We start from the raw sequence: 11903 nt of genomic DNA, 5'->3' as shown, positions 1-11903 counted from the left end.
GATTCGCTTGAGCGCTCCCGTCGTCCGGTCCACCGCCGGGCCGGACGACGGGCACCCTCCGACCTCGAGGACGGACCATGAATCTTTCCCCGCTTCGCGGCCCGCGATGATCCCCAACCCGCTGCGCGATCCGCGGGACCGGCGGCTGCCCCGGGTACCGGAGCCATGCGCGCTCGTCGTCTTCGGTATCACCGGCGACCTGGCCCGCAAGAAGCTGCTGCCGGCGGTGTACGACCTCGCCAACCGTGGGCTGCTGCCCACCAACTTCGCCCTGCTCGGCTTCGCCCGCCGGGACTGGGGTGACACCGAGTTCGCGGAGCTGGCCCGGGACGCGGCGCGCAAGCACGCCCGCACGCCCTGGCGGGAGGACGTGTGGGAGCAGCTGGGCTCCGACATCACCTTCGTGCAGGGCTCGTTCGACGACGACGACGCCTTCGACCAGCTGGCCGCGACTCTCGGAGAGCTGGAGGGCTCCCACGGCATCGGCGGCAACGCCGCCTTCTACCTCTCCATCCCGCCGGCCATGTTCCCCGTCGTGCTCAAGCAGATGCAGCGCACCGGCATGGCCGAGAGCACGCCCGACCGCTGGCGACGGGTGGTGGTGGAGAAGCCGTTCGGTGAGGACCTGCCCTCCAGCCGGGAGCTCAACGAGCTGGTCGACTCGGTGTTCAGCGCCGAGGACGTCTTCCGGATCGACCACTACCTGGGCAAGGAGACCGTCCAGAACCTGCTGGCGCTGCGCTTCGCCAACTCGCTGTTCGAGCCGATCTGGAACGCCACCAACGTCGACTCCGTCCAGATCACCATGGCCGAGGACGTCGGCATCGGCGGCCGGGCCCAGTTCTACGAGAAGACCGGCGCCGCCCGCGACGTGCTGCAGAACCACCTGCTGCAGCTGCTGGCCCTGACGGCCATGGAGGAGCCGGTCGAGTTCTCCGCCGAGGAGATCCGCACCGAGAAGCTCAAGGTGCTGCGGGCGATCTCGATCCCCGAGGACATGCAGGCGTTCGCCGTCCGTGGCCAGTACGAGCAGGGCTGGCTCGCCGGGGAGCGGGTGAACGGGTACCGCCAGGAGGAGGGCGTCGACCCCGATTCCACGACCGAGACGTTCGCCGCCGTCCGGCTCGGCGTCGAGACGCGCCGCTGGGCCGGCGTTCCCTTCTACCTGCGCGCCGGCAAGCGGCTCCCCCGCCGGGTCACCGAGATCGCGCTCGTCTTCAAGCGCGCGCCGCACCTGCCTTTCGCCGCCACGGACACCGAGGAGCTGGGCAACAACCAGCTGGTCGTACGGGTGCAGCCCGACGAAGGGGTCACCCTCAAGTTCGGGTCGAAGGTTCCGGGCAGCGTCATGGAGGTCCGGGACGTCTCGATGGACTTCCTGTACGGCGAGCAGTTCACCGAGTCCAGCCCGGAGGCCTACGAGCGGCTGCTGCTCGACGTCCTCCTGGGCGACGCGACGCTCTTCCCGCGCAACGCCGAGGTGGAAGCGTCCTGGGCGGTCATCGACCCGCTCGAGGAGTTCTGGGCGGGCACGACCCCGCAGCTCTACCGGGCCGGCGAATGGGGGCCTCGGGCAGCCGACGAGATGCTCGCCGCCGAGAGCCGGCGGTGGCGCCGACCATGACGTCGCCCGTGCCCGCACCGCCCGACCGATCCGAGGAGACGCCATGACGACGCTCTGGGACACCACCGGCTCGGCCGTCGTGAAGGAGCTGGCCGCGCAGCGGCGCACCGGAGGCGCGGTGCTCTCCGGGGTGGCCCTCACCCTGGTCGTGGTGGCCGACGAGAGCCGGGTGGCCGACGCCGAGGAGGCGGCGACGCACGCGGCCGAGGCACACCCCTGCCGGCTGCTCGTCGTCGTGCGCCGGCAGCTGGAGGCCCCGGCGCCCCGGCTGGACGCCGAGGTGCTCATCGGCGGCCGGCTCGGACCCGGCGAGGCGGTGGTCATGCGGATGTACGGGCGGCTGGGCCTGCACGCCGAGTCCGTCGTCCTGCCGCTGCTCGCCGCCGACGCCCCCGTCGTCGCCTGGTGGCACGCCGCTCCCCCGGACCGGCTGGCCACCGATGCGCTGGCGGTCTTCGCCCACCGGCGGATCACCGACACCTCGCTCGCCGACGACCCGCTCGCCGCCCTGAAGACCCGGGCCGAGGACTACGCCCCCGGCGACACCGATCTCGCCTGGACCCGCAGCACGGCCTGGCGCTCGACCCTCGCTTCGAGCCTCGACTCCGTGTCCGGGCGGCGGGGTGAGCCGGTGCAGGTCCACGGCGGCCGGATCGAGGGTGACTCCACCAGCCCGACCGCCCAGCTGCTGGCCGGCTGGCTGTCGTCCCGGTGCGGCTGCCCGATCACCGTCGAGGACGGCGATCGCAGGCCCAACGCCAGCGGCGTCGACTCGGTGTCCCTGCAGCTGGACCAGGACGAGGAGGTGCAGATCCACGCCGACCGCAAGGGCGGCGCGGTCATCACCCAGCCCTACCGGCCCGACGCGGGCGTCGCCCTGCCCGACCGGGTGCTCGGCGACCTGCTGAGCGAGGAGCTGCGCCGGCTGGACCGCGACGAGCCCTACAGCGAGGCGCTGGAGGCCGCGACCGGCGTGACCGGGTTGTCGGCACGGTCGCCCGAGCGCGAGCACGTGTGGTTCGACCCGGCCGAGTCCGAGAGCGGCAACGGCTCCCGGCCGCGCAAGCGCAGCGCGGCGAAGCAGGCCGGCGACTCGTGAGTGCTCCCCCGCCGGACGTCGTGGTCGAGCCCGACGCCGAGCAGCTGGCGCGGGCGGTCGCGGAGGCCCTGGTGGCCCGGCTGGCGGCGGCGCAGGCCGTGCACGGGACGGCGTCGGTTGTGCTGACCGGCGGCGGGATCGGCACCGCCGTCCTGGAGGCGGTCGCCGGCCTGGCCGCGGAACCCGTCCGGGAGACCGTGGACTGGACCGCCGTGCACGTCTGGTGGGGCGACGAGCGGTTCGTGCCGGCCGACGACGACGAGCGCAACGAGAAGGCCGCTCGCCGGGCGCTGCTGGACGCCGTCGGCGTCCCCGCCGGCCACGTGCACGCCATGCCGCCCTCGGACGGCGAGTTCGCGGTGCCCGAGGACGCCGCAGCCTGGTACGCCGACGAGCTGGCGGCCGCCGCGCCCGAGGGCCGTTCCCTGCCGCGTCTGGACGTACTGCTCCTCGGCATGGGCCCGGAAGGGCACGTCGCGTCGATCTTCCCCGACTCCCCGGCCGTGCGGGACGAGCGTCCGGTCGTGGCCGTGCGCGACTGCCCGAAGCCGCCGCCCACTCGGGTGAGCCTGGGGTTCCCGGCCATCAACGCGGCCGAGGAGGTGTGGCTGCTGGTCTCCGGCGAGGCCAAGGCGCCCGCCGTCGCCGCCGCGCTCCGCGAGAGCACGGACCCTGTGCAGCTGCCGGCGGCCGGCGTCCACGGCGTCCGGGCCACCAGGTGGTTGCTCGACCGGCCCGCCGCGGGCAAGCTGCCGGCACCACCCGGCTAGCTCCCCGGCGGGCCGGCTTCCCGGACGGCGGATGGCCCCGTGACCGACAGCGCGCGCGACCCCCTGCTCGACATCCGCGCCGGCGACCGCTGGCTGGTCGCCGTCGCGCACCCCGACGACGAGTCCTTCGGCTGCGGCTCCACCATCGCCCACGCGGCCGTGCAGGGCGCCGAGGTGACGCTGGCGTGCGCGACGCGGGGCGAGGCCGGCGAGGCGGTGCAGGGACCGGTCGGCCACGGTGACCTGGGCGTCGTCCGGGAAGGCGAGCTGCGCCGTGCCGCCACCCGGCTGGGGATCACCCGGGTCGAGCTGCTGGGTCATCGGGACTCCGGGTTCGACGGCGAGCTCCCGGTCGGCGCGCTGTGCGCCGCTCCGGTCGCCGAGGTGGCCGACGCCCTGCTGGGGCTGCTCCGGGAGCTCCGGCCGGAGGTACTGCTGGTCCTGGACGGCAGCGACGGCCACCGCGACCACCTGCACATCGGGGCAGCCGCGCGCGAGGCGGTGACCCGGATGGACGCCCGGCCGCTGCTCGTCGAGCACTGCCTGCCCAACAGCCTGCTCCGCCGGTGGCTGGAGGAGATGCGCGAGCTGCGGCCGGACACCGCGTATCACGCGCTCGACCCCGCCGGCCTGGGGCGGGGGGACACCGAGATCACCGACGTCCTCGACACGACGGCGGTGCTCGACCGGCGGGAGGGAGCCATCGCCGAGCACCGGTCCCAGGTGTCCCCGTTCGACGGGCTGAGCGACGAGCTGCGGCGGGCCTTCCTGACCACGGACCACCTCGCCCGGGTGGAGCTCCGCGGCGCGGAGGAATCGCCGGGACCGGAACATGTGTGACCTTCGGCCGTATCCACGCTCACCCGGAAGCACTCCACTGTGAGGCGGACCTGGCGCGGTGGGGGGACGCCGATCCGGCACATGCACCGAGCACCGAGCACCGACCCAGGCTGGGGGAATTCGATGACCGTCCAGGACACCCGTGACCTCGTGACCACGCCGCTCGTCCCGGCACCGCGCGGGGCGGAGGACGACACGGCCGCGGCGCCGGCGCCCGTTCGCCGCCGCACGACCGCACCACCGGCCGGGGAGTTCCCCTGGCCGGAGCCGTGGCACTACTCGCGGGGCGCCCGGCCGCGCTCGGAGTTCTGGGACGTCGCCACGGCCAGCTGGCGTTCGCGCGGCCCGGTCGTGGCGCCACAGCGCAACGAGTGACCCCACCCCGACCGCGCGGAGCCCGTCACCGGGACCCGCGCGGTCGGGCCGGTCAGGCGCCGCGGCGCTGGTGCAGCCGGGTGAGGGCTTCCTCGAGGAGAGCGTCACCGTCGGCGTCGCTGCGCCGCTCCCGGACGTAGGCCAGGTGGGTCTTGTACGGCTCGGTGCGCGGCGCAGGAGGCGGGTTCTGCTGGTCCTGTCCGGCCGGGAGCCCGCAGCGCGGGCAGTCCCAGAACTCCGGGACGTCGGCGTCCGAGGCGAACGCGACCCTCGTCTCGTGCCGGTTGGCACACCAGAACGGGATGCGGTTCCGGGGCGCTGCCTCACCGCGCTCGGCCTCACCCATCGGACCCGCTCCGACCCGGGTGCCCCGGATCGCGTTACCACCAGCCACGAGCGCCCCCTGCATCTACACCGGACGTGCGGCAGATCACCGCGGCGCGAAGTCTAGAGCCTGGAGGGGCGTTTTCCGGTCACGTTTTCGCCCCGGATAGGTGACGTGCTGCATGGCCCCGTCCGGAGGCTCGCCCCGAGCGTGCGAGGGGTTCGACGGCCTCGGTGCAGGGTCCGCCCCGTCCCGGGTCCCGCCCTGAGCTTGCGAAGGGTGGGGAGGACGGGGTGTTTTCCGAGCGGTGGGGGGCAGCGAGGTCCTTTCTGGGGTCCTTCTACTGCCGGGCCCCGCCGCGAGCCTGCGAGTGGTGGGGGGCAGGAGGGTCCTTTCTCAGTTGACCTTGAGCAGGATCCCCAGACCGACGATGCAGACCGACCAGATCAACGCGCAGAACACCGTCAGCCGGTTCAGGTTCTTCTCGACGACCGAGGAGCCGCTGAGCGAGGAGGAGACGGCACCGCCGAACATGGAGGACAAGCCGCCGCCCTTGCCCCGGTGCAACAGGATCAGCACGATGAGGATCGTGCTGCTGAGGACCAGCAGCACGTTGAGGACCAGCTCCATGACGACTTCTCCAGGCTAGGCGGCCGGCAGGACGACACCGGGCTCTGGTCTCCGAGCCTAACCGACGCTCACCGGACGCCGGCGGTGGCGAGGTCGTAGCCGCTGTAGGGCTGCATCACCAGGCCGTTGCGCAGCCGCTGTCCCGCCAGCAACTGGATCCGCGTCTCGGCCAGCGGGACGTACACCGACGTCGCGTCGACCGCGGCGACGACCTCGCGCCATGCGGCCGGGTCTCCCGCCGCACGCGCGGCGTCCACCAGCGCGGCGATGTCGGGGCTGTCGAGCCGGCCGAAGTTGGTGTTGCCCACCGACCTGATGCTGCGGCCGTCGACCAGCGGCGCCAGGAAGGACCCCGGCGTCGGGATGTCGGCCGTCCAGGTAGCGAGGACGATGCCGTAGCCGTTGGCCGCGACGCTGGCGGGAGCACCCACGTCGGTCGCGTAGAAGCTGGTGGCGCTCAGCGGCCGGACCTCCACCTCGATGCCCACCTCGGCCAGCTGCGCGGCGACGTCCTCTGCCACGTCGACGCTCGTCTGCGTGTCGGGCACGGCCAGGACGGTGCTGAAGCCCTCGGGCCGGCCGCACGCCTCCAGGGAGGCGCGCGCGGCGGCGAGATCGGGCCGCGGATCGGGGTCCTCCGGACCGCCGTCGAGCCCGCGAGGCCACAGGACCGAGCGACGAACCGCGTTGACCGGTCCGCCGAGCTCCTCCTGCACCGCCGTGCGGTCCACGACGGCGGCGACCGCGGCACGGCAGGCGGCGTTGTCCATCGGCGCGACGTCCGTGGGCAGCGCCAGCAGCCGCAGGGCGCCGGTGGTCACGTCGTCGATGCGGTCGCGCACCGGGTGGTCCTCGTCCGCCGCGAGGCGGGCCGTGGTGGCCGGCTGCACGCCGGCCCCGGTGAGGTCGATGTCGGCCGACCCGGCCAGCAGTGCCTGGTCCCGCTCCACCCCGCCCTGCCCGGTCCGGACCACGACCCGGTCGGGCAGGGCGGTACGGACGTCGTCGGTGGCCGGGTTCCACTGCGGGTTGCGCTCGAGCAGGATCCCGGTGGCCGGGTCGACGGAGGTGATCGCGTACGGCCCGGACGACACGGGGTCGGCGCCGTAGTCCCCGCGGGTGTCGGCCTCCGCCGGCACAGGGCTGCTGGAGGGCAGCGCGAGCACGTAGGGAAAGGCGGGCATCGGCTGGCGCAGCCGGAACACGATGGTCCGATCGTCCGGCGTCTCGACGGAGGTCAGGTCGGGATCGTCGTCCTCGGTGGAGTACGGCCCCGGATAGGGGTTGGCCGGGTCGTCGAGCAGGTCGACGACGTAGGTGGGCCCCCCGACGATGACGTCGGAGGCGAAGGACCGCTCGATGCCGTACTTGACGTCGCGGCTGGTGATCGGGCGGCCGTTCTCGAACAGCACGCCTTCCCTCAGCGTGAAGGTCCAGCTCAGGCCGTCCTCCGACGGCGTTCCGAGGTCGGTCGCCAGATCCGGGACCAGCTCGTCGGTACGGCCGGGCTCGGAGGAGTAGGTCACCAGGGTGCGGGTGTAGAGCCGCATCAGGTTCCAGACTCCGGGCAGGTAGGACCGCTGTGGGTCCAGGCTGTCGATCTCGGCCGACACCACCTGCAGCGTCCCGCCGGTCTGGGTGGAGGGCGCCCGGACCCCGGTGACCCCGGCGTCGGGCTCCCCCTCGACGATCGGGACGTCCGCCCGTCCGCCCGCGGCACCGCCGCAGCTGACGGCGATGACGACGACCAGCAGCACGGCGGCGGCCGCGGCGAGGATGCGACGGCGGGGCCACCCACGGGCCCACGTGGGCAGGCGACTGCCCCACCGCTCCAGGGTGCTCTCCACTGCCTGCTGCCCGCCCCCACCCACATGCGGCCGGCGGCGGCAGCGGGGCTCAGCTGCCGTCGGCGGCGATCCGACAGATCTGCGCGAACTCGTCGGCGTCCAGGCTCGCGCCGCCGACCAGTGCACCGTCGATGTCCGGCCCGGCCAGGATCCCGGCCGTGCTCGCGGCCTTCACCGACCCGCCGTAGAGGATACGGACGGATGCGGCCGTCTCGTCGCCGAAGCGCTCGGCGAGCCGCGCCCGGAGTGCGCCGCAGACCTCCTGCGCGTCCTCCGGGGTGGCGACCTCGCCGGTGCCGATCGCCCAGACCGGCTCGTAGGCGATGACCAGCCCGGCCACCTGCTCGCCGGCCAGCCCGTCCAGCGAGGCGTCGAGCTGGGTCGTGCAGAAGGGGACGTGTTCACCGACCTTGCGGACGTCGAGCCCCTCCCCCACGCAGACGATCGGCATGATGCCGTGCCGCAGCGCGGCCTGCGCCTTCGAGGCGACGACCGCGTCGTCCTCCGCGTGCAGCGCGCGGCGTTCCGAGTGGCCGACGGTGACGTACTGGCACGCCAGGGCGGCGAGCATCCCGCCGCTGACCTCACCGGTGTAGGCACCGGAGTCGTGCACGGACAGGTCCTGCGCACCGAATCCGACGGCCAGCTTGTCGCCGGTCACCAGCGTCTGCACGCTCCGCAGCGCGGTGAAGGGTGGCAGCACGACCATCTCGACGGTGTCGAGCACCGGATCGGGGACCGTGAAGGCGAGCTTCTGCACGAGACCGATGGCCTCGAGGTGAGTCATGTGCATCTTCCAGTTGCCGGCGATCAGCATCCGCCGGTCGCCGCCCTGGAAGGCGCCCCGCTTGGGGGTGTACTGCTTGCGTGCCATCACTGCCCCGATCCGTCGACGAGCACCGCGAGGCCCGGGAGCTCCCGGCCCTCCAGGTACTCCAGCGACGCGCCGCCGCCGGTGCTGATGTGCCCGTAGGCGTCCTCGTCGAGCCCGAGCAGGCGGACGGCGGCGGCGGAGTCGCCACCGCCGACGACCGAGAGGCCATCCACCGCGGCGACGGCCTGAGCCACGCCGCGCGTGCCCTCCTGGAAGGGGGCCAGCTCGAAGACGCCCATGGGGCCGTTCCAGAACACGGTGCGCGCGTCGCCGAGTGTCGTCCCGAACAGCTCGACGGTGCGCGGCCCGACGTCGAGGCCCATGCGCCCGTCCGGGATCTCGGACACCGGCACGACGCTGGTCTCGGCCTCGGCGCTGAACGCCGTGGCGCAGACGACGTCGACCGGTAGCACGATGCGGTCGCCGGCCTCGGCCAGCAGCCGGCGGCAGGTGTCGACCTGGTCGGCCTCGAGCAGCGAGCCGCCCACGCCGTGCCCCTGCGCGGCGAGGAAGGTGAAGCACATGCCGCCGCCGACGAGCAGCCGGTCGACCTTGGGCAGCAGCGCCTCGATGACGGCCAGCTTGTCGCTGACCTTCGAGCCGCCGAGGACGACCACGTACGGCCGGTCCGGCTCGGAGGTCAGCCGGGTGAGCACCTCGAGCTCACGGGCCACCAGCCGGCCGGCGACGCGCGGCAGCCGCTCGGCGACGTCGACCACCGAGGCGTGCTTGCGGTGCACCGCCCCGAACGCGTCGTCGACGTAGACGTCGGCGAGGGCTGCCAGCCGGTCGGCCAGCTCGCCTCGCTCGGCGTCGTCCTTCGCCGTCTCGGCCGCCTCGAACCGGACGTTCTCCAGCAGCAGCACGTCGCCGTCGGCCAGGGCCGCCGCCTTCGCGCGGGCGTCGTCGCCGGCGACGTCGGCAGCCAGCGGCACCGTCGTCCCCAGCAGCTCGCCCATCCGCGCCGCGACCGGCGCGAGGGAGAACTGCGGGTCCGGTGTGCCCTTGGGCCGGCCGAGGTGGGCCGTCACGATCACCCGGGCGCCGGCGTCGCGGAGCGCCTGGAGCGTCGGCAGGCTGGCGCGGATGCGGCCGTCGTCGGTGATCTCTCGGGTCTGCTTGTCCAGCGGGACGTTCAGGTCGGCGCGCAGCAGCACGCGCCGACCGGAGACGCCCTCGGCGAGGAGGTCGTCGAGGGAACGCATCGCGGGGGTGCCTGGGCGGGTCAAAGGGAGCGGCCCACCAGGGTGGTGAGGTCGACGAGGCGGTTCGAGTAGCCCCACTCGTTGTCGTACCAGCCGAGCACCTTCACCATCGGGCCGAAGACCTTCGTCAGCTGCGCGTCGTAGATGCATGACGCCGGGTCGGTGACGATGTCGGAGGAGACGATCGGCGCGTCGGTGTAGGTGAGGTACTTGCCCAGCGGACCGGCAGCGGCCTCCCGGTAGGCAGCGTCGACCTCGTCGGCCGAGGCCTCCCGGTTCAGGGTCACCGTGAGGTCCGTGGCCGAGCCGGTGGGCAGCGGCACGCGCATGGCGTAGCCGTCGAGCTTGCCCTTGAGCTCGGGCAGCACCAGGCCGATCGCCTTCGCGGCGCCGGTGGACGTCGGCACCATGTTGAGGGCGGCGGCGCGGGCGCGGCGCAGGTCCTTGTGCGGGCCGTCCTGCAGGTTCTGGTCGGCGGTGTAGGCGTGGATGGTGGTCATCAGGCCGCGCTCGATGCCGAACGCGTCGTTGAGGACCTTGGCCAGCGGAGCCAGGCAGTTCGTGGTGCAGGACGCGTTGCTGATGATCGTCTGCGAGCCGTCGTACAGGTCGTCGTTGACTCCCATGACGATCGTGATGTCGTCGTCGGTGGCCGGCGCGGAGATGATGACCTTCTTGGCCCCACCGGCGTCGACGTGCTTGCGGGCGTCCGCGGCCTTGGTGAAGAAGCCGGTGGACTCGACGACGACGTCGACGCCCAGATCGCCCCAGGGCAGGTTGGCGGGGTCGCGCTCGGAGAGGACCTTCATGGTCTTTCCCGCGATCTTGATGCCCTCGCCGTCGGCGGCGACGTCCTCGGCCAGCTTGCCCAGGATGCTGTCGTACTTCAGGAGGTGAGCCAGGGCCTCGGGGCTCGTGAGGTCGTTGACCGCCACGATCTCGATGTCCTGGCCACTGGCCGCAGCGGCCCGCCAGAAGTTGCGGCCGATCCGGCCGAATCCGTTGATGCCCACGCGGACAGTCACTGCAGACCTCCCATTGACCCGATGACGCTGTCGTCGGGCGGCCGCACGGACACGCGCGGCCGCGCTCGCCGAAACCCTATCGGTCCCCCTTCGAGGCGGCTCCCGGTCGCCCGAACAGGCGATGTGCCCCTCGATGATCAGGTTCCCTGATCTTCGAGGGTCCTACCTCAGCGTCGACGGTGAGGGAGGACCCCGCACGGTGAGGGAGGACGTCGAACGGCTGGGCTCGCGGAGGGGCTACTGCGCGAGCATGTCGTCGGTGACGACGGACTCCGTGTCCGGGATGCCGAGGTCCTTGGCCCGCTTGTCGGCCATGGCCAGCAGGCGGCGGATCCGCCCGGCGACGGCGTCCTTCGTCATCGGCGGATCGGCGCGCTGCCCGAGCTCCTCCAGCGACGCCTGACCGAACTCCAGCCGCAGCCGCCCGGCCACGAGCAGGTGCTCCGGCGCGTCGTTGGCCAGGATCTCCAGCGCACGCTCCACGCGGGCACTCGCGGCCACCGCGGCGCGGGCGGAGCGGCGCAGGTTCGCGTCGTCGAAGTTCGCCAGCCGGTTGGCCGTGGCCCGGACCTCGCGGCGCATCCGCCGCTCCTCCCAGGCGAGGACGGCGTCGTGCGCGCCCATGCGGGTCAGCAGGGCGCTGATCGCGTCGCCGTCGCGGATGACGACCCGGTCGGCGCCGCGGACCTCACGGGCCTTCGCCGGGATGCCCAGCCGGCGCGCGGCGCCGACGAGCGCCATGGCCGCCTCGGGCCCGGGGCAGGTGACCTCCAGCGAGGAGGACCGACCGGGCTCGGTGAGCGATCCGTGCGCCAGGAAGGCCCCGCGCCACGCCGCCTCGGCGTCGTTGATGCCGCCGGAGACCACCGACGGCGGCAGGCCGCGGACCGGCCGGCCGCGCTGGTCGACCAGCCCGGTCTGGCGGGCCAGACCCTCCCCGTGCTTGGCGATCCGAACGAGGTAGCGCACGCCGCGGCGGATGTTGCCGCCGGCGAGCACGCTCACCCCGCTCGTGTAGCCGTAGACCTCGCTGATGTCGCGGCGCAGGCGCCTGGCCACCGAGCCCGTGTCGAGTTCGGCCTCGATGACCACCCGGCCACCCACGATGTGCAGGCCACCGGAGAAGCGCAGCAGCGCGGTGACCTCTGCCTTGCGCTCCGAGGTCTTCGTGCACTCGACCCGTGAGAGCTCGTCCTTGACCATTGCGGTCATCGCCATGTGCGGCGTCCCCTTCCCCCTTGTACCGACCGCCCAGGATCGAAAGCTGTCGCCATCAGTTCCGATACCCG

The 11903-nt window shown here is 73.2% G+C and carries 12 protein-coding genes; 5 read left to right on the top strand and 7 right to left on the bottom strand.

Annotated features, from left to right (window positions below):
• Positions 1-106: 106 nt before the first annotated feature.
• The 5 genes from zwf to FHU33_RS09090 all read left to right on the top strand — a co-directional run bounded on the left by zwf (position 107) and on the right by FHU33_RS09090 (position 4708).
• The gene (zwf, locus tag FHU33_RS09110; RefSeq protein ID WP_142025075.1) at positions 107-1624 is read left to right on the top strand and encodes a glucose-6-phosphate dehydrogenase; all 1518 of its coding nucleotides are present in this window, start codon (positions 107-109) and stop codon (positions 1622-1624) included.
• Positions 1625-1667: 43 nt separating this feature from the next.
• Entirely contained in the window at positions 1668-2723 is a 1056-nt protein-coding gene (locus FHU33_RS09105) for a glucose-6-phosphate dehydrogenase assembly protein OpcA (RefSeq protein ID WP_142025074.1), read from the top strand.
• Entirely contained in the window at positions 2720-3493 is a 774-nt protein-coding gene (pgl, locus tag FHU33_RS09100) for a 6-phosphogluconolactonase (protein WP_142025073.1), read from the top strand. Before FHU33_RS09105 ends, pgl begins: the two co-directional genes overlap by 4 nt.
• A 39-nt stretch (positions 3494-3532) precedes the next feature.
• Complete coding sequence (locus tag FHU33_RS09095) at positions 3533-4333, top strand: PIG-L deacetylase family protein (RefSeq protein WP_142025072.1); 801 nt, start codon at positions 3533-3535, stop codon at positions 4331-4333.
• Between the two features lie 123 nt (positions 4334-4456).
• The gene (locus tag FHU33_RS09090) at positions 4457-4708 is read left to right on the top strand and encodes a hypothetical protein (RefSeq protein WP_142025071.1); all 252 of its coding nucleotides are present in this window, start codon (positions 4457-4459) and stop codon (positions 4706-4708) included.
• 52 nt (positions 4709-4760) lie between these two features.
• Here the strand turns inward: FHU33_RS09090 and FHU33_RS09085 are convergent, their stop codons facing one another.
• The 7 genes from FHU33_RS09085 to whiA all read right to left on the bottom strand — a co-directional run bounded on the left by FHU33_RS09085 (position 4761) and on the right by whiA (position 11832).
• Positions 4761-5117 (bottom strand): RNA polymerase-binding protein RbpA, encoded by a 357-nt coding sequence (locus tag FHU33_RS09085; RefSeq protein ID WP_211355052.1) that lies wholly within the window; start codon positions 5115-5117, stop codon positions 4761-4763.
• 312 nt (positions 5118-5429) lie between these two features.
• On the bottom strand, positions 5430-5663 hold the full coding sequence (gene secG / locus FHU33_RS09080) for a preprotein translocase subunit SecG (protein WP_142025069.1): 234 nt from the start codon (positions 5661-5663) through the stop codon (positions 5430-5432).
• 68 nt (positions 5664-5731) lie between these two features.
• Positions 5732-7510 (bottom strand): ABC transporter substrate-binding protein, encoded by a 1779-nt coding sequence (locus FHU33_RS09075; RefSeq protein WP_142025068.1) that lies wholly within the window; start codon positions 7508-7510, stop codon positions 5732-5734.
• 49 nt (positions 7511-7559) lie between these two features.
• The gene (gene tpiA, locus FHU33_RS09070) at positions 7560-8384 is read right to left on the bottom strand and encodes a triose-phosphate isomerase (RefSeq protein ID WP_142025067.1); all 825 of its coding nucleotides are present in this window, start codon (positions 8382-8384) and stop codon (positions 7560-7562) included.
• Complete coding sequence (locus tag FHU33_RS09065; protein ID WP_142025066.1) at positions 8384-9589, bottom strand: phosphoglycerate kinase; 1206 nt, start codon at positions 9587-9589, stop codon at positions 8384-8386. Before FHU33_RS09065 ends, tpiA begins: the two co-directional genes overlap by 1 nt.
• A 20-nt stretch (positions 9590-9609) precedes the next feature.
• Complete coding sequence (gene gap / locus FHU33_RS09060) at positions 9610-10614, bottom strand: type I glyceraldehyde-3-phosphate dehydrogenase (RefSeq protein WP_142025065.1); 1005 nt, start codon at positions 10612-10614, stop codon at positions 9610-9612.
• Between the two features lie 237 nt (positions 10615-10851).
• Entirely contained in the window at positions 10852-11832 is a 981-nt protein-coding gene (gene whiA / locus FHU33_RS09055) for a DNA-binding protein WhiA (protein WP_142025064.1), read from the bottom strand.
• Positions 11833-11903: the final 71 nt, after the last annotated feature.

Origin of the sequence: Blastococcus colisei (genome assembly GCF_006717095.1) — a bacterium.
Classification (GTDB): domain Bacteria; phylum Actinomycetota; class Actinomycetes; order Mycobacteriales; family Geodermatophilaceae; genus Blastococcus_B; species Blastococcus_B colisei.
Note: the sequence above shows the minus strand (reverse complement) of the source record. Positions and strands in the feature narration are given on the sequence as shown.

What these genes read in the sequence shown, in the direction of transcription:
- zwf (WP_142025075.1), top strand. Translation starts at nt 107, where the DNA reads ATGATCCCCAACCCGCTGCGCGATCCGCGGGACCGGCGGCTGCCCCGG.
- FHU33_RS09105 (WP_142025074.1), top strand. Translation starts at nt 1,668, where the DNA reads ATGACGACGCTCTGGGACACCACCGGCTCGGCCGTCGTGAAGGAGCTG.
- FHU33_RS09090 (WP_142025071.1), top strand. Translation starts at nt 4,457, where the DNA reads ATGACCGTCCAGGACACCCGTGACCTCGTGACCACGCCGCTCGTCCCG.
- FHU33_RS09085 (WP_211355052.1), bottom strand. Translation starts at nt 5,117, where the DNA reads ATGCAGGGGGCGCTCGTGGCTGGTGGTAACGCGATCCGGGGCACCCGG.
- secG (WP_142025069.1), bottom strand. Translation starts at nt 5,663, where the DNA reads ATGGAGCTGGTCCTCAACGTGCTGCTGGTCCTCAGCAGCACGATCCTC.
- tpiA (WP_142025067.1), bottom strand. Translation starts at nt 8,384, where the DNA reads ATGGCACGCAAGCAGTACACCCCCAAGCGGGGCGCCTTCCAGGGCGGC.
- FHU33_RS09065 (WP_142025066.1), bottom strand. Translation starts at nt 9,589, where the DNA reads ATGCGTTCCCTCGACGACCTCCTCGCCGAGGGCGTCTCCGGTCGGCGC.
- whiA (WP_142025064.1), bottom strand. Translation starts at nt 11,832, where the DNA reads ATGGCGATGACCGCAATGGTCAAGGACGAGCTCTCACGGGTCGAGTGC.